The sequence below is a fragment of the Vibrio sp. Vb0349 genome (assembly GCF_033338975.1).
On sequence record NZ_JAWOTS010000007.1, the window covers coordinates 31,347 to 54,356 of the forward strand.

Genomic DNA, 23,010 nt, shown 5'->3' on the forward strand with positions numbered 1-23,010 from the left:
AATGACGAATATGAAAACGACTGGCTCTACGACAGGAGCAACAGACACAGCTGCGAGTAGTGCACCATTACCCACTTTCCAACAAAACTTGATAGAGGCATTTACCCCTGTACTGGGTGAAGCAGAGACTCAGCAACTTGCCTCGATAATCTCTTCATTGCCAACTATCTCGGGACAAACGGAATCACAAAGCATCGCGCTTTATGTTGATACGCTTGAAAACCTAAAAGCGAAAAATAACGCGTTTGCTGGTATATCATTGACCGACACCGCATCTGTTTGGCTAAAGTCGCTACAAAGTGCTAACTCAGATGGTGAATTAACCGCAGCCGAGTTTAATGCTCAAACAAACCAAACGCTATCAAATCAGTTTCAGTCTTGGTTTAGTAAGTTACTGACGGAAAACGTAGATAGCTCGTTATCTACTGAGTTTGTTAGTCAATTTAATCTGGGCACTCAGAGTAACCAAGCGGAGCAGATCGCCAACCTCTCCGAGACAGGTCTGGCTAATGCCACCAAAGAAATTTCTCTTTTTGTTGCAGAGCTTGCTAATCAAATGGGCTCCCGTGAAGTGAGAGATGCTTCTATTTCTTTTCTTCGCAATGCCTTTAGTAGCTTAGGTACCGTTAATCTCGCGCAACTGAAGAGCTCGGATTTTCTGTTGACTAAAGAGAGTTTCGCTCTTCAAGTCTCAGCTCAATTAAAAAGTAGTTTTCAAGGCATCGGTATTACTTTAAGCACCGATGACGCAAGTGCGCTAGCTAGCAGAATTACCTGGACTCCTGGTATTTCTAAACAGCAGCTTAAAGAAGCGTTAGATGAAATGGCCGCTCAAGTGAAAGGCCAATATAGCGCAGCTTATGGTGAGGCGAGTGGAACGAACAATCTAAAAGCAGCACTTAACACTGTTATTGGTGGAACTGAGCCTTTGACCCTTTCTAGCTTGTTCGCCAACTTCGCGGTGAGTTTAACAAATATAGAAATCGACGACTTTTACCAGGACAGAGCGATAGCCGATGTCCAAAAGACACAAATAACGGCAGCTCAAGTTAATTTGATCAAAGAAAACACCGAACGAGATATCCGATTACAGTTTGAAAAAATAGTAAAAGGTGAATCTACCGGGGCTTCATTTACTGAGCGATACGAGGCATTGCGCAAGAACTTAGGGGCATTGAAAGAGCGTCTACTCAATATCACCGATAAAGAGAAAGCGGATCGCGAGGTGAGAGCAGAGCACTCTCTAACGGCTCGTGATTTGTTGGCCGTTGTTGAGTCCAGCATTGGAGACCGTTTTGATGAGCAAGTGCTGCTTGCGCTAAATGAGCGTCGTGTTAACCGTTTAGAGAAACGTAATGATCAGAAAGAGGCATTAGAGGATCTCACAATACAGCTTAAAGTTTTTGGTGTTGTGCAATCAAAAATTCACTCTACGCAAAGTGTTGATGGGGTTTATAAACCGGGATATCCAGAAAGTAACTTCAAAGCGAGTGACTTTAACTACAGCAATCAAACGGATTTTGAAGCTTCACCTGAGTACAAGTATTTGACGGATAATAAAATAACAAACCATCGAGACTTCCTTCAAACACAAGGTATTACTATCGGTGATGGTGCGTCGTACCAAGACGAAGAGAAGTCGAAAAAACTGTCTAATTTTTCTAGTTCTGTCAGTGCTAAATCCAAGTTGCTTAACGATGAAGTGCAAATCAAAACCACTGAGCTGAACGACACCAGTTCTCAATACAACTCGACCGTTGAAGCGATGAACAAGTTTGTTCAGAAGTACCACAGTATTTTACAAGAAATCCTACGAGCCATTTAAGGATAACCAACCATGACTAAAACAAACGCGACCGATCCATCTCAAATGCAAGCAGAAGAACTGCTGTCTTTTTTGGAAGAGGGAGGCACGTTAAAAATGTTGCACGATGTGTCTCAGGACACCATCGAACATATTTATGCCGTAGGTTACAACTTTTTCCAATCGGGAAAGATTGAGCAAGCAGCGAAAGTATTTCAATTACTCAGCATGCTTGATCATTATCAGGCGCGATTTTTCATTGGCCTTGGCGCGGCTCGTCAGGAGTTGGGTGAGTATCTGCAGGCAATAGACGCCTACAGCTACGCAGCGCTAGTGGACGTAAATGATCCACGCCCACCTTTTCACTCTGCTGAATGTCACCTGAAACTGGAACAACTGACAGAAGCAGAGAGTGGGTTTTACAGCGCGAAGGAGATGTCTGCCGGAAAATCACAATATGCAGATTTGCATGAGCGTGCAGGCATCATGTTAGAAGCGGTGAGAAATAAAAAGGAGTAATTAGACTATGAGTTCTATTGCACTTGACCGCATCCAGACACAGGTTTATAGCCCTGAATCTGGCCAAGCCACGTTAGATAACGTGCAGAAAACGGCGTCTACAGCGACGCCTTCTGTGACGGTAGAAAACGTGAAGAGTAAAGATGCAGATGTACTGAACACCGGAAAAGTAAAAGTTCAGTTAGATGCACCTAACGCAGCTGTTAGTGACAAAGTGAATGATTTGACGCTAAAAGCCATGGCACAGCTGCAAAAGATCGTCGATACCATTGCAAAATCTCTCCATGCAGTTGCAGACCAAACAGGTTCGATTGCCGTCAAAATCATCGCAGGATCTGCTGATGATTTTGAAGTAGAGCTTGCTGCTATCACGGATAAACTGAAAAGTGCTCAAAACGAGCTGAAAATTCAGGAAGTGAAGGTCGCAAAAGCTAAACACGAAAAAGAGATGGTGGAAAACCAAGACAAAATCAAAGAATCGGAAGCCGCTGCAAAAGAAGCCCAAAAATCAGGCTTAGCAGCGAAGATCTTTGGTTGGATCAGTGCGGTGGTTTCTATTGTTGTTGGTGCCGTAATGGTGGCAACGGGTGTTGGTGCAGCAGCCGGTGCACTTATGATCGCTGGTGGCGTTATGGGAGCAGTGAGCATGGCGTTGCAAGAGCCAGCCGTTCAAGATGCGCTAAAAGAAGCGGGCGTAAATGTCGATGTGCTAAACAAAGTCGTAATGGCATTAGAAATCGCCGTCGCGGTTATCGGAGCTGTTGTGACGTTTGGTGGTGCAGCAGCTGGCGGTATCGCGAAACTTGCAGCGAAAGGTGCTGGTAAGGTAGCTCAAAAGGTCACGGAAATCGCTACGAAAGCCGCTGCAAACATGGCGAAAGTGGCGGATATGGGCACAAAAGCTGCGACAACAACAGCGAAAGCGATTCGTTATGGCGCAGAAACCGTCGATCTTGCCGTCAACGTGGGTAAAGGCGCAACGGACAGTGTTCACGCTGCTAACAATGCTCACGTGACAGAGATTCAGGCTGATATCACAGACCTTCGAGCCAAAATGACGTTAAGCCAGGCTGTCATTGATAAGCTCAAAGAAGAGATTGGTAAGTTGATGGAAGACTTCCAAGAGTTGATGAGCCTCATCATGCAAATGATTCAAGCGAAAAGTGAAACTATGCAAACGGTGTTAAGCCGTCCTGCAACGGTATAAGGAGTTTATTATGCTAGATAAAGTAGGCGGAACGGGTCGTGGTGAACTATACGGTTTAGGCGATACCATTAAAACCAACAAAGCAGAAAAAGCGCCGGAAACAAAGCTTGAAGCGGGCGCCGTTAAAAGCCAAAGTGAGTCAGGTGTTTCTGGTGCAGCACGCTACCAGTTAGAGACACCTAAAGCTCCTACAGTGAGTAATCAAGCTCAAGTTGTTGCAAACCTAATGAGCGCTCTTGCGCCGACGGTGAGCTCATTAGTGAGCACAACGATGAAAGCACTTAACGGTGAGGAGGTGATCAAGTCACCATCAGATGCGGTATCACAATCGTTGACGCTATTAACATTGTTGTATCAAGTATCAAAGCTGAGCCGTGAGCAGCAAGTGCTACAACGTGAAATTGCTGTTGAAGCAAACGTCGCGAGTTTAGAAAGCCAAGCGGCAGAGCTAAACAATTCGGCAAGCGCAATGATCGCGATGGCAGTCGTTTCGGGTGTATTAGCGGGTGCTACCGCAATTATTGGTGCCCTTGGTTCTTTCAAAGCAGGGAAAGAAATCAAGAATGAAATGGCGAGCAATAATGTACTGAAAACGCAAAAAGCTGGCTTCGATCAAGCAGAAGAGTTATTAAATAACAATAGCTTGTCTAAAACGCAGCAAGATCAGGTTAAGCGTGCGCACTCACTAGCGAAAGACAATATCGCAGACACGACAGCGCAGCTGACAAGTGGTGGCCGTAAGTTCGATAAGTTGATGAGCTCAAACCAAGCGAAGAACGCTATTCTTCAAGCTTTGGGCCAGATGGCAAACTCAGCATCGAATGTAGAGCAAACCAAAGCGCAAGCGCGCAGCAAAGATGATGAAGTACAAGCGACTCGCGCACAAGCAGCCAAACAGAAAGCCGATGAAAACATTGGTTTCCAAGAAGGTTTATTGAAAGAGCTACGTGACTTGTTCCGATCTATCTCAGATAGCCAGAACCAAGCGTGGCGAGCATCAGTCCCAACGGTGTAACCATCCGTTTCACTAACTACAAAGCGTTGTTTATACAACGCTTTTTTTATGGAATTCAAGTCTAAATGCTATTTATCAGTAGGTTAAGTTGATAAAAAAGTATATATCTATAAATCAACCTCCAAGGATGAGAACTCAAACGTTATCAAATTGTTAACGGTTGCTATACTTAAACGGTCATCAACACAAGTAAAAGGGATGTTCAATGTTTAAGTTTAAGCAAATCGCACTTGCGGCTTCTTTGGCTGCACTCACAACAGGCTTTTCTGCGTCTGCGGAGGAAACGTTTGTCACGATTGGTACCGGTGGCGTAACAGGGGTTTATTATCCGACTGGTGGCGCTATTTGTCGCTTGGTTAACAAATCGCGAGAAGATCACGGTATCCGTTGTTCGGTAGAAAGTACTGGGGGGTCGATTTATAACATCAACACTATTCGTGCTGGTGAATTGGACCTCGGTATCGCGCAATCAGACTGGCAGTATCATGCTTACAAAGGAACCAGTAAGTTTGAAGAAAGCGGGCCTTTTAAAGAGCTACGCGCCGTATTCTCCGTTCATCCAGAACCGTTTACTGTCGTTGCACGTAAAGACGCGAACATCAAAACTTTTGATGATTTGAAAGGTAAGCGCGTTAACATTGGTAATCCTGGTTCTGGTCAGCGAGGTACTATGGAAGTGCTAATGAACCAGTATGGTTGGAGTAACGACGACTTTAAGCTTGTCTCTGAGTTAAAAGCAGCAGAGCAATCAAAAGCACTTTGTGATAACAAAATTGATGCGATGATTTATACCGTTGGTCACCCAAGTGGAGCGATTAAAGAAGCCACTACGTCGTGTGATAGTAATATCGTAACGGTAGCTGGACCTAATGTAGAAAAACTGGTTGCAGACAACAGCTTCTATCGTGTCGCAAATGTCCCGGGTGGTATGTATCGTGGCACAGATAGTGATGTTCAAACCTTTGGTGTGGGCGCGACGTTTGTTTCTTCTACTGCGGTACCAGAAGATGTGGTTTATAACGTGGTTAAAGCGGTATTTGAAAACTTCGATGATTTCCGCCGTCTCCACCCAGCGTTTGCAAACTTGAAGAAAGAGGAAATGGTAAAAGACGGTTTATCTGCGCCTCTTCACCCAGGTGCGCTCAAATACTACAAAGAAGTAGGGCTGATTAAGTAAGCGTTACCCTCTCTTATTATTGATGTAAAACGCCATCTTTCTCGATCAATGCCACTCGTTTAACTGCGAGTGGCATATTTCTATCTCTCGTCATCCTGTACAGCGACGAAGGAGCGTGATACAGGCTTTTCCATCCGAGCACTTTGTGATCAAAATGGTTTCATTAGCCGCTCAGTGTAGTGCTATTAGATTCCTAACCTCGCTGGAGTGACACAAAAAATCGTTAAGCTATCTGCATTAATCTTTCGCGCTGGTGTTTTTGTAGGAGTGTTATCCACTTGTACAAGTTTTGCTTAAACATAAACATCAATGAAAAAGTAGAGAGTGATGAGAATAGAAGAAAGAGCAACAAACCCTTTAACATGATTGGGATTCAGTTGACGAGATACACGAGCTGCAAGATACCCACCTACTAACGTACCGACCAAAACAACACTACCTGTGTGCCAGTCAATGGAGCCATTGGCAACAAAAATCACGATAGCAATGAGTGAAACACACGTAGATACGAGCAATTTCAAACCGTTCATTAAATTAATGTCTTGGTGGCCAGCTACTACCAGATAGCTCAGAACAATAACCCCTAAACCTGCGTTGAAAAAACCACCGTAAGCAGAGACACCAACAAGTAGTAAACCCAACGCGATTGCTCCGAGTATGCCAGCATGTTTGTGCTCTTTCGCGACAGTTTTGATTAGCATTGTTAAACGAGAACCGGTGAGAAAAAGCACGGTGGCAAATAAGAGTAACCAAGGGATGGCTTCCATAAATAGCGATTCTGGCGTGTTGAGCAACAGATATGCTCCGACAGCGCCGCCGACTAAACTGAATGAGACTGTGAACAGCAGTTCATGCTTGTTCTTCATGATCTCTTCTCTGAACCCGACGGCTCCACTAATGTAACCCGCACATGAAGCATATGTGTTTGTTGCGTTAGCCATAATAGGAGGAACACCAACTGCCAATAGAGCCGGAAAAGTAATAAAGCTTCCGCCTCCCGCTATGGAGTTAATGATCCCACCAATTACGCCAGCAATGAATAAAAGTGAGAGTTCTAAAAGCATAAACAATCCTTGTTATGTTCTTTTTCATTGTTAGAGCTTCAGATGATCTAACCTACATGCTCTAATGTTCTGATATGAGGTTTACTTTACCCGCTCTAAAACAAAATTGTTCAGTTCTGTAACGTTTTTGATGACATGAACGGCTTTACTTTGAGAGTACCCTTCGAGGCGATACATAAAGTCATCATTCCAGAATGCGGGGCATTGCTGAAGAACTTTGTAGCTTTGTAACGTTCCTTTCAGTACCGAACTACCATCAGGCCAACCTTCAGGTTTTATGAATAGTCCTTTAAGGAGACGTTTCGTCACAAACCAATAGCTTACGGAGTATGGTAGATCAATATAAATGAGAGTATCGGCTGCATCTAAACGAGCGTTGAAAGAGCTGATCGGTCCAAGGCCATCTATAATCCAACGATCTGAGCTTAGTATATTGCTATGGGCTTCATCAAAAACGTTACGCTCAACGGGATCACCGTTTGGTTTATAGACTATTGAATCTAATTGATGAAGAGGAAGACCGGTAGCAGACGCGATTGCTTTACTTACCGTCGATTTTCCACTGCCGGGTTTACCAAAAACTGCTATTTTTTGCATTGTGACCGCCTCCAAGAGAGCTTTTCCCATACGGTAGAGACAGAAAACCCACCGCTATGGGTGGGTTCGATAAATACTGAGCGCATCAAAAAATCCCACCATTCCTATGGAATGATGATAATTCGTTGGTTAAGTTGCGCTAAGTGTGTGTTCATACAATCACCTTTATATAACGACAGTGATTTGTCAATACCATCTGCACAATAAGCGAACGATTTGGAGGGCGGAAGATAAAGCCATCACGATGGATGGCTTTATCTAGGTTGAAAGAGACAGCGATTACTGCTCAACGCTGACTGGCTGTGCTTTAAACTTTTGAATCAGCTTTACGATTAGTGGACTTGCCAATACCAATACAGCTAAAACAGTAAAGGTAAGGGTAATAGGACGCTCCCATAGGAAACTCAGTTCTCCATCTGAAATCATTAATGCGCGGCGTAAGTTCTCTTCCATTAATCCTCCAAGGATGAAGCCCAGTAATAAAGGTGCGAGCGGGAAGTTAGCGAGCCGAAGTGCAATGGCAGCCATAGCCACAATCAGCATCACGAACACATCCATAGTGTTAAAAGAGACCAAATAAACCCCGGTGATTGAGAAGAATAAAATCATCGGTAGAAGCACCGTTCTTGGAACCGCCAAAAGCTTTGAAATGTACGGAATCAATGGTAAGTTCAGGATCACAAGTACGATGTTGCCGAAGTACATGGAAATGATCACTGACCAGAACACATCTGGGTGTTCAACAAATAGGCGAGGGCCAGGTTGAATACCATAAGCGATCAGCGCACCGAGCATTATTGCTGTTGTACCAGAGCCCGGAATACCAAGCGTTAATAGCGGTACAAATGAACCACTAGATGCTGCATTGTTCGCAGACTCTGGCGCAACCAAACCACGGATACTGCCTTTACCGAACTCATCCTTTTTCTCTTTAGGTGCGAGGTTGCGCTCCATACCATAGCTTAAAAAAGCAGCAATGGTTGCCCCTGCGCCAGGAAGAACGCCAGTGAAGAAACCTAATATTGAAGAGCGAATTGAAACAGGCGCAACATCTTTGATTTCTTCCTTGGTCACTTTCATTGAGCCAATGTTGCTCAGCTTTTCTTGTTCTTCATCGCTGGTGTCTTTTGATGGTTTAAGGATGCCCATCAGTGTCTCACCCAGTGCGAATGTCGCCATTGCAAGCAACAAGAAGCTAAAGCCATCCATTAAATCCGTTAAACCGAAGGTAAAGCGTTCAACGCCTACGCCTTTATCGATTCCAACTGTAGATAGCATCAAACCAAGAATGGTCATCATCCACGCTTTGATTACCTGACCTTTCCCCGCAAAAGCCGCGACTGCTGATAACCCAAGTAGCATCAACGCAAAATAGTCCGACGATTGGAAGCTAAGGGAGACGCTAGCCAATGCTGGTGCGGCAACAAGCAACATAATGGCAGATAGCGTTCCGCCAGTGAAAGATGAATAAGCTGCCAAAGCTAATGCTTTACCTGCTTGGCCTTTTTGGGCCATTGGGTAGCCGTCGAATGCTGTCACCACGGTTGAAGAACAACCCGGCGCATTAATTAAAATCGACGATGTAGAACCACCAAATACCGCACCGTAATAAACACCCGCCATTAAAATAAGGCCCGAGGAGGGCTCTAGGCCATAAGTAATTGGGATCATCAAAGCAATGGCTGAGATCGGCCCAAGTCCAGGTAACATGCCGATAAATGTACCGACGAAGCAACCAACGATCACCATCATAATGTTCATTGGCATTACTGCGGTGGATAAACCTTGTAGAATTCCATCTAACATAATTCAGTCCTTTCTTTGACTACCAGATGGTGAAAATCAAACCTGGTTCGAGATAGATGTCCAAACCTTGAGTGAGTAATAAGTAGAACGCGATCACGAATGGAAACGACGCGCCAAACAGAACGGGTTTACGTCTTTCCCCGAGCAGATAAAAGCCAGCCAATAAAAAGAAGCCAGTAGCTATCACAAAACCTAAGTAAGTCAGGCCCACGCCGTAGAGCGCCATTAAAATTAAAAAGGCAATCAGTAACTTCCAATTGAAGGTCAGCACTGCGCCACTTTGTTTATCTGGTTGTCCTGTCACCAGCAATAGCAAAGAAAGGCCGACACCAACGTAAGTCAGGATGGTTGGCAGAGTACGTGCGGTGAATGGTTCATACTCATCACCTGGAAACAATGGAATCTGCGAGGTTTGATAACCGTAGCAAAGACAGAAAAGTAGAAAGATCATTGCGCCGACGCGGTCACGACAGAGCAAATACTCTTTGGTGAAAAAGTTGGTTGAACGAGGCATATTCAACTCCTAACAAAAGTAAAAAAGACCGCATATGGACGTCAATGAATAAACTAAACCATTAACAATTAAGCATTTCGCTGCTAGTCGAGCCGCTTTGGGTATATAAACAAAGGAGTGTGCATGTCGATTGTCGACAATGTCCATATGCGGTGAAACTTAGAGTGCAAATACAATGGGGAAATACCAACCTACGTTATTCATTGAGGTTGGTATCTGAGGGACCCCAATTCGATTGTTACTTCAGGAAGCCTAACTCGCGCATTAAGTCACCCATCTGCTGCTCTTGATCTTCAAGAAACGCGAAGAATGCTTTATCCGCTTTATAGTTGTCGATCCAACCATTGCGGTCTCGAACGACTTGCCATTCGTCGGTGTTATACATTTTAGTAAATGCGGCATTCCATTCATCTAGCTTTTCTTGGCTTGTGCCTGGTGCTGCAAAGAATCCACGCCAGTTAGCAAAGACAGTTTCATTACCATATTCGGTGAGAGTTGGAATGTTAGGCGCAGCTTCTAAACGTTTTGGTGCTGTAATCGCTAACACTTTCACTTGCCCAGACTTAGACATTTCGAGTACTTCACCTAGCCCTGTAGAGAGCAGTTGTGTTTCGCCTGAAAGTAGGGCTGCCATGGCTTTTCCACCTGCATCATAGGCAATGTAACGAACTTTACGCGCATCAAAACCTTCACCTTTGAAAGCTGCTGCTATAACCAAATGATCCATAGAACCACGAGCAGAGCCACCAGCAACCTTCACCTTACGTGGGTTTTCTTTAAAAGCTTTAACGACATCTTCCCAAGAGCTGTAAGGAGAATCGGCTGATGTAACAATGGCGCCATAATCGGCAACCGTTGCGGCAACAGGAGTCAAGTCGCGGAAAGATTGTGGGAAGATCCCACTGAGCGAGCGAACGACGATCGGTGTTGAGTTCACCATGAGTGTATCTTCTTGACGATCAGCCGTTTCAATCAAATGTGCGATTGCTTTGCCACCGCCACCACCAGATAGGTTTTGAAATGATACGGTTTCGACGATGTCCGACTTTATTAATACATCACCAGTACCTCGGGCGGTCATGTCCCAACCGCCACCGGCACCTCCAGGGATAAGAAAGTGCATTTTTTCAATATCTGCAGCAAGAGCGTTGAATGAAAATGAAGCTGCGATGATTGAAGCGGCGAGCGTTGGTTTGAGTACCTTTAACATGTTCACGTTCCTTATGTTAGCGACTCTATTTAGTTGAGCCTTATTGTTTTTGCTCAGTTGTTATGCCTTGTAAGCGTTAAAGCTGAACTTGGTGTAAAGGTTAATTAAGTGTTAAATATCTGTCTGTAAAAGAGATATAAAGAGAATATTGAGCATTTCGGTTATTTTGTTCATAAAGTTCACGGCGAGAAGTTGGTGTTAGGTCACGCGGCTTTACGCTTTGGTAGGCCATAATAAAATGACGGAAATGAACGAGGAAAAGAGAATGAAAGGGACGTGTTTGTGCGGCGCAATTGAAGTCATCGCTGAGGTTAAAAATGAGGTTAGCCTGTGCCATTGCTCTATGTGTCGAAAATGGTCGAGTGGCGCACTTCATGCGGTGCATTGTGGGCCTAACGTGACGTTTAAAGGTGGCGAACCTAAACGTTATCAGTCGTCAGACTGGGGAGTGAGGGGGTTTTGCGGTGAGTGTGGCACAAACCTTTTCTACCATTTGTTGCCGACAGGTGAGTACATTCTTTCCGCTGGTTTGTTCGATAACCCAGATTTCAAACTCACTTTAGAGATTTTTACCGATGAAAAGCCAGCTTATTATGACCTCAATTCCGCTTCACAAAAGATGACTTCGCAACAAGTCTTTGATCAATTTGTACCTAAAGAATAGGTTTTTATCCGATTATTGTTCGACAGCTGAGCTTTTAGTTTTTAGATCATAAGCTTAAAGGTTTATAAGTTGTCGACAATATGAACTCACCATTCTTTATTTCTGCTAAAAAAGGCACTTAATGGGCATTTTAGGCCCATTTAAATTACGACCTTAGTCTAAATTGTCGACAATTTACTTGATTGTCGACACTTTGATCGGCTACTTTATATTCAGGTTAAGAAATTGTAGACATTTCGATGTCGGTAACAAGAGTATCTGAATATGAACTCTGAGTTGAAAGCTCGTTATAAAGTGCTGGGTTCTGAGAAAGAACACACCAAATCCGAAACGCTGACCGAAACACTGATTGAAGTCATTGTTAATGGCGATGTGAAGCCTGGCCATAAGATATCAGAGCCTGAGCTAGCAAAGAAATATCAAGTCAGTCGTGGGCCTTTGCGTGAAGCATTGATGCGCTTAGAGGGGCTAGGGCTCATCGAGCGAATTCCTCATGTTGGGGCCAGAGTGACCACTTTTTCTCCGGAAAAGCTGATAGAACTTTATGCCGTTCGAGAAGCATTGGAAGGCATGGCAGCAAGGTTAGCAGCGCGACACATTACGCAAGAAGAGCTCTTAAGCTTGGAAATGCTATTGTCGACACATTCCAAGCATATAGACCAAATGGAAGGCGCGTCTTACTTCCATCAACATGGTGACTTTGATTTTCACTATCGCATCATCCAAGCGAGCAGAAACAGTAAGTTAATATCTCTGCTGTGTGATGAACTCTATCACTTATTACGGATGTATCGTTACCAGTCGCCACGTGCGCAATCTCGCCCGAATGAGGCGCTCACCGAACACAAATTCATTTTGGAAGCCATTCGCAATCGCGATGAAGAGCTTGCAGAAATGTTGATGAGAAGACACATATCAGGAAGTCGAAAGCTCATCCAATCTCAAATTATACATACAGAAAGTTTAGACAAAGACTAGAAGGAATTCGTCATGAGCTTAACACCGGGAGCGAAATTCAGACTCGCCATTGAACAAAATAATCCACTACAAATTGTCGGCACTATAAACCCGTATTGCGCCATGATGGCAAAAAACTTGGGTCACCAAGCGATTTACTTGTCTGGTGGCGGTATCGCAAATGCGTCATACGGATTGCCGGATCTCGGTATCACAACATTAAACGACGTTTTGGTTGACGTTGACCGCATCACTAACGCATGTGATTTGCCTCTTTTGGTTGATATCGACACGGGTTTTGGCGGTGCATTTAACATTGCTCGCACGATCAAAGCGATGGAAAAAGCAGGCGCGGCAGCGGTGCACATGGAAGACCAAGTCGCACAGAAACGTTGTGGTCATCGTCCGAACAAAGCAATAGTCAGCCAGCAAGAGATGGTTGATCGCGTAAAAGCCGCGGTTGACGCACGCAATGATGAAAGTTTCGTGGTTATGGCTCGTACAGACGCGCTAGCTGTTGAAGGCATGGACAGCGCAATCGAGCGTGCGATTGCGTGTGTGGAAGCTGGCGCAGACATGATCTTCCCAGAAGCGATGACCAAGCTGGATCAGTACCTTCAGTTCTCAAACGCACTTGAGCAAGCAACTGGAAAGCACGTTCCTATTCTGGCCAACATTACCGAGTTCGGCGCAACGCCACTGTACGGCTGCGATGAGCTTGCAAAAGCAAAAGTGGACATGGTGCTTTATCCATTAAGTGCGTTCCGTGCCATGAACAAAGCTGCTGAAACGGTCTACAAACATTTGCTAGAAGTGGGTAATCAGGAAGCACTGGTTGATTCGATGCAAACACGTAAAGAGTTGTATCAGCACCTGAATTACCACGACTACGAAGACAAACTTGACCAGTTATTCTCTGAAGGGAAATAGCGGGGGGAAAAGCAAAAATAGACGGAAGCCCAAGAAAAAGATAATCGGAATTTATCTCATCTAATAACGTGAAATTCGTTTGGCTAAAAACACCCCAGAGAGGGAAAAGTCAGACAGAAAAGGAGTTCAAACAATGTCTCAAACTGCAGAAAAGAAAGCAGAATTAGGTGGCGCGGGCCTTCGTGGTCAAAGCGCAGGAAGCACAGCTTTATGTACTGTCGGAAAAACGGGAACTGGTTTAACTTATCGTGGATACGATATTACTGATCTTGCGAACAACGCACAGTTTGAAGAAGTGGCTCACCTTCTGTTACGCGGTCACTTGCCGAATCAACAAGAACTTGATGCGTACAAGACACACCTACTCAGCCTTAGAGGTTTGCCAGCCGAGCTAAAACAAGCTTTAGAGTTAATTCCTGCAAGCGCACACCCAATGGACGTAATGCGCACGGGTTGTTCTGTATTGGGTAACCTAGAGCAGGAAATGAGCTTCGAGGAGCAACTGAAAGCAACCGAACGTATGCTAGCCTTGTTCCCTGCCATCATCTGTTACTGGTACCGCTTTAGTCATGATGGCGTGCGTATCAACACCGAGGATCAGACTGAAGATTGCATCGGTGGTTACTTCTTACGATTACTTACAGACAAAGCGCCATCTGCGCTGCACAAACAAGTGATGCATTGCTCGCTCATTCTTTATGCTGAACATGAGTTTAATGCTTCTACATTCGCAGCACGCGTTTGTGCATCAACGTTGTCAGACATTCATTCTTGTATCACGGCGGCAATCGGTACGCTTCGTGGGCCACTTCACGGCGGTGCGAACGAAGCGGCGATGGAAATGATTGAAGATTGGCAAACGCCCGACGAGGCGGAAGCGAACATCATGAAAATGCTAGCCAATAAAGACAAGATCATGGGCTTCGGTCACGCGATTTATCGTGAAAGTGACCCTCGCAACGCCTTAATAAAACGATGGTCCAAAGAGCTATCGAAACAAGTTGGTGATACTCATCTATATGCGGTTTCTGAGCGTGTTGAATCAGTGATGAAGCGAGAGAAAGGTCTGTTCTGTAATGCGGACTTCTTCCATGCATCGGCTTACCACTTCATGGACATTCCAACCAAACTATTTACCCCAATCTTTGTGATGAGTCGTTTAACGGGCTGGGCTGCACACGTTTATGAACAGCGTGCCAATAACCGTATTATTCGCCCAAGTGCCGATTATACGGGCCCAGATCATCAAGAATGGGTGCCTATCGAGAATCGCTAGCGCGAAGGTCAACGAGGGCATTATATGCTTTGGTTGACCACCTCCTTCCTTTGTCATTCTCTCTAACAGAGGAAGGAGATCCTCTCATCACTGTGTTTCTGGAGCAATGGAAAACCTTGATGAAGGCAAGATGTAAAGACTGAATGGAAGCAAACCATGAACACAAATATTAATACCCAATATCGTAAGCCGCTTCCGGGAACTCAACTGGATTATTTTGATGCACGCGAAGCCGTCAATGCCATTTCTCCTGGAGCCTATGAAACACTCCCTTATACCTCTCGCGTGCTAGCTGAGCAACTGGTCCGTCGCTGTGACCCGAACACATTGACAGATAGCCTGAAACAGTTAATTGAACGCAAACGCGATCTTGATTTTCCTTGGTATCCAGCACGCGTTGTTTGTCATGACATTCTTGGTCAGACCGCTCTAGTCGATTTAGCGGGTCTGCGCGATGCCATTTCAGATCAGGGCGGCGATCCTGCAAAAGTGAACCCAGTGGTTGAGACACAATTGATCGTTGACCACTCTTTAGCGGTTGAACATGCGGGCTTTGACCCTGATGCCTTCGACAAAAACCGCGCGATTGAAGAGCGCCGTAATGAAGACCGATTTCACTTTATCGAGTGGTGTAAAACAGCGTTTGAAAACGTCAGCGTGATTCCAGCTGGGAATGGCATCATGCACCAAATCAACTTGGAAAAAATGTCTCCTGTGGTACAAGCAAAGCAGGGCATTGCCTACCCTGACACCTGTGTGGGTACGGACAGTCACACGCCTCACGTAGACGCTCTTGGTGTTATTGCGATAGGTGTCGGTGGTCTGGAAGCTGAAACCGTCATGCTTGGCCGACCATCAATGATGCGTCTACCAGATATTGTCGGTGTCAAACTGACGGGTAAACGTCAACCGGGCATTACCGCAACGGATATTGTTCTCGCGATTACTGAGTTTCTGCGTAATGAGCGTGTGGTATCTTCATATCTTGAATTCTTCGGAGAAGGCGCACGTGATCTAACGATCGGAGACCGCGCAACGATTTCAAACATGACACCAGAATACGGCGCAACAGCTGGCATGTTTTATATTGATGAGCAGACCATCAATTACTTGAAACTAACTGGTCGAGATGAAGAACAAGTTGCTCTAGTAGAAAATTACGCAAAACAAACCGGTCTTTGGGCAGACGATCTTGATAGCGCCGTTTACGAGCGCGTACTTGAGTTCGATTTATCATCAGTTAGCCGTAACTTGGCTGGTCCGTCAAACCCTCATCGTCGTTTACCAACTTCTGAGTTGGCACAGCGCGGTATTTCTGGAGCGTGGGAAGAGAAAGAAGGCGAGTTGCCAGATGGTGCAGTGATCATCGCTGCTATTACCTCATGTACGAATACTAGTAACCCAAGAAACGTGGTTGCTGCTGGTCTTGTGGCGAAGAAAGCCAACGAACTTGGTCTTGTACGTAAACCTTGGGTGAAATCGTCTTTTGCTCCGGGTTCTAAAGTTGCACGCTTGTATCTGGAAGAAGCGGGCTTATTACCAGAGCTAGAGAAGCTTGGCTTTGGCATTGTTGGTTACGCATGTACAACTTGTAACGGTATGAGTGGTGCGCTGGATCCAAAAATCCAACAAGAGATCATCGACCGTGATTTATATGCGACAGCGGTGCTTTCTGGTAACCGTAACTTTGATGGTCGAATCCATCCGTACGCCAAACAAGCTTTTTTGGCTTCACCACCATTGGTTGTCGCTTATGCGTTGGCCGGTACGATTCGTTTTGATATCGAGCGCGATGCACTGGGCACTGACCAACATGGCAAACCAATTTACTTAAATGATTTGTGGCCAAGCGATGAAGAGATCGATGCAGTTGTCGGTACTCATGTTAAACCTGAGCAGTTTAAGCAAGTTTACATTCAGATGTTTAAGCTGAATGATCAAGAGCAAAATCCCAACCCGCTGTACGACTGGCGTCCGATGAGTACCTATATCCGCCGACCACCGTACTGGGAAGGTGCGCTAGCGGGAGAAAGAACATTGTCTGGCATGCGTCCATTGGCGATTCTGGGCGACAACATCACCACTGATCACTTATCACCATCCAACGCGATTCTCGCAAGCAGCGCAGCAGGTGAATACTTAGCGAAAATGGGTGTGCCAGAAGAGGATTTCAACTCTTACGCGACTCACCGTGGTGACCACTTAACGGCGCAACGCGCGACCTTCGCTAACCCAAAGTTGTTCAATGAAATGGTGAAGGAAAACGGCGAAGTCGTGCAGGGATCTCTGGCGCGTGTAGAGCCAGAAGGGCAGGTGGTTCGTATGTGGGAAGCGATTGAAACCTACATGAATCGTAAACAACCATTGATCGTGGTGGCTGGCGCGGATTACGGTCAGGGGTCATCCCGTGACTGGGCAGCAAAAGGCGTTCGACTGGCAGGCGTAGAAGCCATTGTTGCTGAAGGCTTTGAGCGTATTCACCGTACTAACTTGGTTGGCATGGGCGTACTACCACTGCAATTTAAGTCAGGCGTTAACCGCAATACGCTAGAGCTGGATGGTACGGAACTTTACGACGTGGTTGGAGAAATCAAGCCGGGCGCTGATTTAGCGCTGGTTATCACACGCAGCAACGGCGATAAAGTCGATGTTCCGGTTACTTGTCGCTTAGATACCGCTGACGAAGTTCACGTGTACAACGCAGGCGGTGTTCTGCAGCGTTTCGCGCAAGATTTCTTGGCACAATAAGGAGTGCGTATGTCAAATAATACTCCGAATCAAACAAGCCAAATAAAAGTGCCCGCGACGTACATGCGTGGCGGCACGAGTAAAGGTGTCTTTTTCAACCTAGAGGATTTGCCTCAAGAAGCGCAAGTGGCTGGAGCCGCACGTGACAAACTGTTGCTACGCGTTATTGGCAGCCCTGATCCTTACGCGAAGCAAATTGATGGCATGGGGGGCGCGACGTCAAGCACCAGTAAAACAGTGATTGTTTCGCGCAGCAGCAGAGCCGATCACGATGTTGACTACTTATTTGGTCAAGTGTCGATCGACAAACCATTCGTCGATTGGAGCGGTAACTGCGGCAACTTGTCTGCCGCTGTCGGTCCTTTCGCCATTCATGCTGGTCTGATCCCACAAGATCGCATTCCAGAAAATGGCATTGTGACGGTGCGTGTTTGGCAGGTGAACATCAGCAAAACCATCTTGATTCACGTGCCAATCGTCAATGGTTTTGTCCAGGAAACTGGAGAGTTTGAACTCGATGGTGTCACGTTTCCAGCGGCAGAGATTCAAGTGGATTTTGTTGATCCTTCCGATGGCGAAGGAAGTATGTTCCCAACGGGCAACTTAGTTGATGATTTGGTGGTGCCGGATGTGGGTACGTTCAACGCGACCTTTATTAACGCGGGCATACCAACCATGTTTATTGATGCTGAATCGATAGGATATCAGGGCACCGAGCTGCAAGACGATATCAACAACGATGACACAGCATTAGCGATGTTCGAATCCATCCGCGCATATGGCGCGTTAAAAATGGGCCTGATTTCTGATTTAGAAGAAGCTCAAACACGCCAACATACGCCGAAAATAGCGTTTGTTTCTAAACCGAAAAGTTACCTGTCTTCAAGTGGCAAAGCCGTTAATGAGTCGGATATTGATGTGCTCGTTCGCGCGCTGTCGATGGGCAAGCTACATCATGCAATGATGGGAACAGCAGCCGTTGCTATCGCTTCTGCTGCGTGTGTGCCCGGAACGTTAGTGAATTTAGCCGCTGGTGGCGGTGAAAAAGAGTCCGTGACTTTTGGTCACCCGTCAGGAACGTTAAAAGTTGGGGCACAAGCGAAGCAAACTGAGCAGGGCTGGGTGGTGCAAAAAGCCATTATGAGCCGAAGTGCGAGAATACTGATGGAGGGATTTGTGCGTGTACCCTTCTATGTCTTCGATTAAAAGAGACGATCTTTGGATTAAAAGAGCGATCTTTGAGTAGAACGAGAGCAATGTCAGGACATACTGGAGGAAGCAATATGTCTTCATACGAAAAAGAATACTTATGGGCGAAGAATGAACCGGAGAGTTTTTGGCGCGCTCAAGCGGAGAATATCGATTGGTTCGAATCTCCTAAAACTATCTTGAAATCTGATGAAAACGGCATAGAACGTTGGTTTCCAGATGGTGTAATGAATACGTGCTGGTTAGCATTAGATTACCATTGCGAGCAAGGACGCGGTGATAATACTGCACTCATTTATGACTCGCCAGTGACAGGTCGTAAAGCCACGTACACCTATAGCGATCTACGTGACCAAGTAGCAAAAATTGCTGGCATGCTGTCTGCTCAAGGTGTTGAAAAAGGCGACCGAGTCGTTATTTATATGCCGATGATCCCAGAAGCCGCAATGGCGATGCTTGCCTGCGCGCGTTTGGGGGCGATTCATTCCGTAGTATTCGGCGGTTTTGCTCCTAATGAGCTTGCTGTACGAATTGAAGATGCAGAGCCGAAAGTGATCATGACGGCGTCGTGCGGGATTGAGATCAACAAAGTCATTCCATACAAACCAATGGTAGACAAAGCCATTATGGACAGCCGTTGGAAGCCTGAGAAAGTGTTTGTTTTCCAACGTCCAGAGTGCGACGCTGAGCTAAACCAAGATAGAGACTTAGATTGGCAGCGAGAGTACAACCAAGCGCTGCCACATGGTTGTGTTCCGGTGTTAGCAACCGAGCCGCTCTACATACTTTATACATCGGGTACGACAGGTAAGCCGAAAGGCGTTGTGCGTGATAACGGTGGTCATGCTGTCGCGATGAAGTACTCCATGAGCGCAATCTATAACATTCCTCAAGATGGCGTCTTTTGGGCGGCATCTGATGTGGGCTGGGTAGTCGGGCACTCTTACATTGTTTACGCTCCACTGATTCACGGTTGCACTACTATCCTATTCGAAGGCAAGCCTGTTCGAACACCGGATCCTGGCGCATTTTGGCGAGTGTGTGATGAATATAAAGTAGATGCGTTGTTCTCTGCACCAACGGCGTTTCGTGCGATTAAGAAAGAGGACCCGGAAGGCGAGCACTTAAAACAGTACGACTTGTCGAATCTGAAAACCATCTTTATGGCGGGAGAACGCCTTGACCCTCCGACACTGGAGTGGGTTCAGAGCAAAGCGGACAAGCCCGTTATTGACCACTGGTGGCAAACCGAGACGGGCTGGGCCATCGCTGGCAACCCGACAGGTGTCGAAATGATGCCAGTTAAAGCTGGTTCTTCGACGAAGCCCATTCCGGGTTATCAGGTCGAAATTCTGAATGAACTTGGAGAGGCTGTCGGGCCTAACCAACAAGGCTTTGTCGCATTAAAACGTCCGCTACCACCAAGCTGTCTGCCAACGGTTTGGCGTAATCATGACCGTTTTGAAACTGGTTATCTTAGCCAATTCCCAGGCTACTACGTGTCAGGTGATGGTGGCTATCTGGATGAAGACGGTTACCTGTTTATTATGGGACGTATTGATGACGTGATTAATGTCGCGGGACACCGATTGTCGACAGGTGAAATGGAAGAAATAGTAGGAGGCCACCCAGCGATTGCAGAATGTGCGGTGGTTGGTATCCACGATGATCTAAAAGGTCAGCTTCCACTTGGTTTTGTTGTACTGAAAGACGGCGTCAAAGTGGATGAGCTAGACCTTGAAGGTGAGCTTGTTGGCAAAGTGCGTAGTGAGATAGGTGCAGTTGCTTGCTTCAAGCATGCGTTGGTTGTAGACCGTTTACCGAAAACACGTTCAGGTAAAATTTTGCGTCGAACTATACGTCAAATAGCTGATGGTGAAAAATACACCGTTCCGTCAACGATTGATGACCCAAGTAGCTTGAACGAAATTGAGCGAGTGTTACGACGCTGATAAAAACTCAATTCTAACTAACCCCTGATCCTCGAACTCTGTAGGTTGGTTCTGCCTCTGTACGTTTATTAAGTACAGGGGCTTTTTTGTTGCTCAAACAGTACAAACGTATCGTGAAAGCATTTGTGACTTGCCAATACGACGTTTTCCTCACAAACTACAGCCATTCCATTTTTAGTGACCCTTTGTATGACCACGTTTGCGATTAAACCTGCGTGTTTTAGCGACCTAGAGTTGCTCAACGATCTTATGTTCGAGCTTCATGATGAGCATCATCTTCAATCTCCTGAGCTTTTCAAAACGGCAGAGGAGATAGAACAAGAAAAAAGCATTGCTCGATATATTGATGACCCTGAGTGCCTTGTTTACGTAGCAAAACAAGGAGATGAAATTATTGGCTTTATTTCTGGTCACTTCTGTGAACTTATTTCTACCGTCAGCCAGCCAGTTATGATGGGAAGCGTGGATGAGCTCTATGTGCTGCCTGAATATCGAAAACAAGGTACGGCGCAGGCTTTGATTAATAAAATTGAGTCAACGTTCTCTGATTACGGTGCAAAACAGATGTTTGTTGAAGTATGGCATTTTAACCAGGGCGCAATATCTTTGTATGAAAAACAAGGATTTGCACATCATATCCACTATTTAAGAAAACCGCTGAACGAATAATCGTATTTAACTTTAATATTGTGATTTAGGTTCTATCGAATTGAAATCATTCAGTTCGTCAATAGACTTTTCTCTATAAGTTGCTCGCAATGTTAACAAATTGATATGCACCCACATTGGTATCGGCGTTTTTGTCTGCTTGTTTATTAGTAGCACGAGGATCGTGCTTACAAAAACAAGAGGACAATATTTTGAAACTAACAAAATCGTTACTTGCTTTAGCCGTTTTGCCAATGTTCGCAAGTGCTGATGATTTGTCACAGACGCAAAATCATACTATCCAACCCCAGATCGTAGGCGGAGTAACTGCCGACCCACGTGACTGGAAATTCTACACCCAAATTGTTAGTCGTTATGGTAACCGATCATATTGTGGGGCCAGTTATATCGGGAATGGTTACGTCCTGACTGCTGCACATTGTGTTGAGGGTGATTCTCCGAGTCAGATTGCGGTTAAAATCGGTGGCGTTGTTTATAACGGTAGTGATGGTGTTCGTGCAAACGTCAGTGAGATCCATATGCACCCGGCATATCGCCGCGCGACGCTTTCTCATGACCTCGCGGTATTGAAGCTCGACTCTGTGCCTCAAGGTGTTTCTTCAGTTGAGATTGCGAATGGCAGTCTAACGCAATACGCGAGCATCGGAGATTGGCTTAGTGTTGCTGGCTTAGGGCGAACTTCTGAAGGAGGAAGCTCTCCGTCTCGATTGCAAGAGGTTGACGTCCCACTTGTGTCGGATATGACTTGCCGTCAAGCCGGTGGCAACTACACAACGGTTGGAGAAGTGTCATTCTGTGCGGGTATTCCTCAAGGTGGGATAGATTCTTGTCAGGGAGATAGTGGTGGTCCAATCGTCATTAATCGCAGTGGTGTAATTACTCAACTTGGTGTGGTCAGTTGGGGAATAGGTTGTGCTCGTCCTGGTATGTATGGGGTTTATAGCGATATCGCTGCTATGCGCAATTTTGTCGATGGTGTTATCGGAACAGCAACACCACCAAAAGAAAATGTTTCTGTTGGATACACCACCGAACAGACACTGGCATCATTTAATGTTGGGGAGTTACAGCAACATAGCTTGGTTATCCAGAATTCAGGGAGCACCACGTTCACTGTGGAAAATGTTCGCGCGTTTGCTTCGGGTGTTACTGATGCAGCTGTTATTGCCAATGATCAGTGCTCTCAGGCGACGTTAGCAATGAATGCAAGTTGTCGTGTTGATGTTGAATTTGGTGCTACTCAGAGCGGAGAAGCAAGAGTGGTTTTGAACTTCAACATTGATAAGACCAGCACACAATACCAAGCGTTAGTATCCGCTCAAGCGAAAACGGTGACAACGCCTCCCACAGATAGCTGTACAACTGTATGGCAAGCCAGCTTAGTGTATCTCAAAGGAGATACGGTCACTTGGAATGGTAAAGTTTGGCAAGCGCAGTGGTGGACTCAAGGTGATAATCCAGCAGACTCAGGGCCTTGGGGTGTTTGGCAAAAAGTAGGTGATGCGAATTGCACGTCTAACTAACTATCGGGCCAGTGAATTTGATTCGTTGACCATGAGATAAGATTCATTCTTGGTTTCAACGATCAGTACATAGTTATCATAACTGGGGTTTATTGTTTGCGAATAATAAGCCCTTTTTTATTGTGTCAACTATGAGAACCCACAAAATGTGTATGACTTTGTCCTGACG

The 23,010-nt window shown here is 45.7% G+C and carries 19 protein-coding genes; 14 read left to right on the forward strand and 5 right to left on the reverse strand.

Annotated features, from left to right (window positions below; translation table 11 throughout):
* Window position 1: 1 nt before the first annotated feature.
* The 5 genes from R7Q47_RS10640 (at window position 2) to R7Q47_RS10660 (ending at window position 5,722) form a co-directional block, all read left to right on the forward strand.
* On the forward strand, window positions 2-1,825 hold the full coding sequence (locus R7Q47_RS10640; RefSeq protein ID WP_282572859.1) for a virulence-associated V antigen: 1,824 nt from the start codon (window positions 2-4) through the stop codon (window positions 1,823-1,825).
* A 12-nt stretch (window positions 1,826-1,837) separates the two neighbouring features.
* The gene (gene vcrH / locus R7Q47_RS10645; protein WP_005377258.1) at window positions 1,838-2,323 is read left to right on the forward strand and encodes a SycD/LcrH family type III secretion system chaperone VcrH; all 486 of its coding nucleotides are present in this window, start codon (window positions 1,838-1,840) and stop codon (window positions 2,321-2,323) included.
* Window positions 2,324-2,330: 7 nt separating this feature from the next.
* Window positions 2,331-3,530, forward strand: a complete 1,200-nt coding sequence (gene vopB, locus R7Q47_RS10650) for a type III secretion system translocon subunit VopB (RefSeq protein ID WP_005377260.1) — start codon at window positions 2,331-2,333, stop codon at window positions 3,528-3,530.
* A gap of 10 nt (window positions 3,531-3,540) precedes the next feature.
* Window positions 3,541-4,545 carry a type III secretion system translocon subunit VopD gene (gene vopD, locus R7Q47_RS10655; protein WP_017821326.1) on the forward strand — a complete coding sequence of 335 codons (1,005 nt, stop codon included), beginning with the start codon at window positions 3,541-3,543 and terminating at the stop codon, window positions 4,543-4,545.
* Window positions 4,546-4,750: 205 nt separating this feature from the next.
* On the forward strand, window positions 4,751-5,722 hold the full coding sequence (locus tag R7Q47_RS10660) for a TAXI family TRAP transporter solute-binding subunit (protein ID WP_005388171.1): 972 nt from the start codon (window positions 4,751-4,753) through the stop codon (window positions 5,720-5,722).
* A 293-nt stretch (window positions 5,723-6,015) separates the two neighbouring features.
* Here R7Q47_RS10660 and R7Q47_RS10665 read toward each other — a convergent pair whose 3' ends face one another.
* The 5 genes from R7Q47_RS10665 to R7Q47_RS10685 form a co-directional block, all read right to left on the reverse strand.
* Window positions 6,016-6,786, reverse strand: a complete 771-nt coding sequence (locus R7Q47_RS10665; protein WP_054575024.1) for a sulfite exporter TauE/SafE family protein — start codon at window positions 6,784-6,786, stop codon at window positions 6,016-6,018.
* A gap of 81 nt (window positions 6,787-6,867) precedes the next feature.
* Complete coding sequence (locus R7Q47_RS10670; protein ID WP_054728525.1) at window positions 6,868-7,383, reverse strand: adenylate kinase; 516 nt, start codon at window positions 7,381-7,383, stop codon at window positions 6,868-6,870.
* A gap of 279 nt (window positions 7,384-7,662) precedes the next feature.
* Entirely contained in the window at window positions 7,663-9,189 is a 1,527-nt protein-coding gene (locus tag R7Q47_RS10675; RefSeq protein ID WP_005388177.1) for a tripartite tricarboxylate transporter permease, read from the reverse strand.
* Between the two features lie 19 nt (window positions 9,190-9,208).
* A complete protein-coding gene (locus tag R7Q47_RS10680) occupies window positions 9,209-9,703 on the reverse strand; it encodes a tripartite tricarboxylate transporter TctB family protein (protein WP_005388179.1) in 495 nt (164 codons plus the stop codon).
* A gap of 238 nt (window positions 9,704-9,941) precedes the next feature.
* On the reverse strand, window positions 9,942-10,913 hold the full coding sequence (locus R7Q47_RS10685; protein ID WP_005388181.1) for a tripartite tricarboxylate transporter substrate binding protein: 972 nt from the start codon (window positions 10,911-10,913) through the stop codon (window positions 9,942-9,944).
* A 265-nt stretch (window positions 10,914-11,178) separates the two neighbouring features.
* Between R7Q47_RS10685 and R7Q47_RS10690 the strand changes: the two genes are divergently transcribed.
* From R7Q47_RS10690 to R7Q47_RS10730, 9 genes are all read left to right on the forward strand, one after another.
* Window positions 11,179-11,577, forward strand: a complete 399-nt coding sequence (locus tag R7Q47_RS10690) for a GFA family protein (RefSeq protein WP_017633774.1) — start codon at window positions 11,179-11,181, stop codon at window positions 11,575-11,577.
* A 264-nt stretch (window positions 11,578-11,841) separates the two neighbouring features.
* The gene (locus tag R7Q47_RS10695; protein WP_005377279.1) at window positions 11,842-12,555 is read left to right on the forward strand and encodes a GntR family transcriptional regulator; all 714 of its coding nucleotides are present in this window, start codon (window positions 11,842-11,844) and stop codon (window positions 12,553-12,555) included.
* 12 nt (window positions 12,556-12,567) lie between these two features.
* Window positions 12,568-13,464 carry a methylisocitrate lyase gene (prpB, locus tag R7Q47_RS10700; RefSeq protein WP_042523753.1) on the forward strand — a complete coding sequence of 299 codons (897 nt, stop codon included), beginning with the start codon at window positions 12,568-12,570 and terminating at the stop codon, window positions 13,462-13,464.
* 133 nt (window positions 13,465-13,597) lie between these two features.
* Window positions 13,598-14,740, forward strand: a complete 1,143-nt coding sequence (gene prpC, locus R7Q47_RS10705; RefSeq protein ID WP_005377283.1) for a 2-methylcitrate synthase — start codon at window positions 13,598-13,600, stop codon at window positions 14,738-14,740.
* Window positions 14,741-14,896: 156 nt separating this feature from the next.
* Window positions 14,897-17,488, forward strand: coding sequence for a Fe/S-dependent 2-methylisocitrate dehydratase AcnD (acnD, locus tag R7Q47_RS10710; protein WP_054579505.1), 2,592 nt, complete (start codon window positions 14,897-14,899; stop codon window positions 17,486-17,488).
* Between the two features lie 9 nt (window positions 17,489-17,497).
* Window positions 17,498-18,694, forward strand: a complete 1,197-nt coding sequence (gene prpF, locus R7Q47_RS10715; RefSeq protein WP_222712538.1) for a 2-methylaconitate cis-trans isomerase PrpF — start codon at window positions 17,498-17,500, stop codon at window positions 18,692-18,694.
* Between the two features lie 77 nt (window positions 18,695-18,771).
* Window positions 18,772-20,649, forward strand: a complete 1,878-nt coding sequence (locus R7Q47_RS10720) for a propionyl-CoA synthetase (RefSeq protein WP_213874499.1) — start codon at window positions 18,772-18,774, stop codon at window positions 20,647-20,649.
* A 189-nt stretch (window positions 20,650-20,838) separates the two neighbouring features.
* Window positions 20,839-21,318 carry a GNAT family N-acetyltransferase gene (locus R7Q47_RS10725; RefSeq protein WP_005377290.1) on the forward strand — a complete coding sequence of 160 codons (480 nt, stop codon included), beginning with the start codon at window positions 20,839-20,841 and terminating at the stop codon, window positions 21,316-21,318.
* A 191-nt stretch (window positions 21,319-21,509) separates the two neighbouring features.
* Window positions 21,510-22,841 carry a trypsin-like serine protease gene (locus tag R7Q47_RS10730; protein WP_248486631.1) on the forward strand — a complete coding sequence of 444 codons (1,332 nt, stop codon included), beginning with the start codon at window positions 21,510-21,512 and terminating at the stop codon, window positions 22,839-22,841.
* The last annotated feature ends 169 nt before the right edge of the window (window positions 22,842-23,010 follow it).

What these genes read in the sequence shown, in the direction of transcription:
- R7Q47_RS10640 (WP_282572859.1), top strand. Translation starts at nt 2, where the DNA reads ATGACGAATATGAAAACGACTGGCTCTACGACAGGAGCAACAGACACA.
- vcrH (WP_005377258.1), top strand. Translation starts at nt 1,838, where the DNA reads ATGACTAAAACAAACGCGACCGATCCATCTCAAATGCAAGCAGAAGAA.
- vopB (WP_005377260.1), top strand. Translation starts at nt 2,331, where the DNA reads ATGAGTTCTATTGCACTTGACCGCATCCAGACACAGGTTTATAGCCCT.
- vopD (WP_017821326.1), top strand. Translation starts at nt 3,541, where the DNA reads ATGCTAGATAAAGTAGGCGGAACGGGTCGTGGTGAACTATACGGTTTA.
- R7Q47_RS10660 (WP_005388171.1), top strand. Translation starts at nt 4,751, where the DNA reads ATGTTTAAGTTTAAGCAAATCGCACTTGCGGCTTCTTTGGCTGCACTC.
- R7Q47_RS10665 (WP_054575024.1), bottom strand. Translation starts at nt 6,786, where the DNA reads ATGCTTTTAGAACTCTCACTTTTATTCATTGCTGGCGTAATTGGTGGG.
- R7Q47_RS10670 (WP_054728525.1), bottom strand. Translation starts at nt 7,383, where the DNA reads ATGCAAAAAATAGCAGTTTTTGGTAAACCCGGCAGTGGAAAATCGACG.
- R7Q47_RS10675 (WP_005388177.1), bottom strand. Translation starts at nt 9,189, where the DNA reads ATGTTAGATGGAATTCTACAAGGTTTATCCACCGCAGTAATGCCAATG.
- R7Q47_RS10680 (WP_005388179.1), bottom strand. Translation starts at nt 9,703, where the DNA reads ATGCCTCGTTCAACCAACTTTTTCACCAAAGAGTATTTGCTCTGTCGT.
- R7Q47_RS10685 (WP_005388181.1), bottom strand. Translation starts at nt 10,913, where the DNA reads ATGTTAAAGGTACTCAAACCAACGCTCGCCGCTTCAATCATCGCAGCT.
- R7Q47_RS10690 (WP_017633774.1), top strand. Translation starts at nt 11,179, where the DNA reads ATGAAAGGGACGTGTTTGTGCGGCGCAATTGAAGTCATCGCTGAGGTT.
- R7Q47_RS10695 (WP_005377279.1), top strand. Translation starts at nt 11,842, where the DNA reads ATGAACTCTGAGTTGAAAGCTCGTTATAAAGTGCTGGGTTCTGAGAAA.
- prpB (WP_042523753.1), top strand. Translation starts at nt 12,568, where the DNA reads ATGAGCTTAACACCGGGAGCGAAATTCAGACTCGCCATTGAACAAAAT.
- prpC (WP_005377283.1), top strand. Translation starts at nt 13,598, where the DNA reads ATGTCTCAAACTGCAGAAAAGAAAGCAGAATTAGGTGGCGCGGGCCTT.
- acnD (WP_054579505.1), top strand. Translation starts at nt 14,897, where the DNA reads ATGAACACAAATATTAATACCCAATATCGTAAGCCGCTTCCGGGAACT.
- prpF (WP_222712538.1), top strand. Translation starts at nt 17,498, where the DNA reads ATGTCAAATAATACTCCGAATCAAACAAGCCAAATAAAAGTGCCCGCG.
- R7Q47_RS10720 (WP_213874499.1), top strand. Translation starts at nt 18,772, where the DNA reads ATGTCTTCATACGAAAAAGAATACTTATGGGCGAAGAATGAACCGGAG.
- R7Q47_RS10725 (WP_005377290.1), top strand. Translation starts at nt 20,839, where the DNA reads ATGACCACGTTTGCGATTAAACCTGCGTGTTTTAGCGACCTAGAGTTG.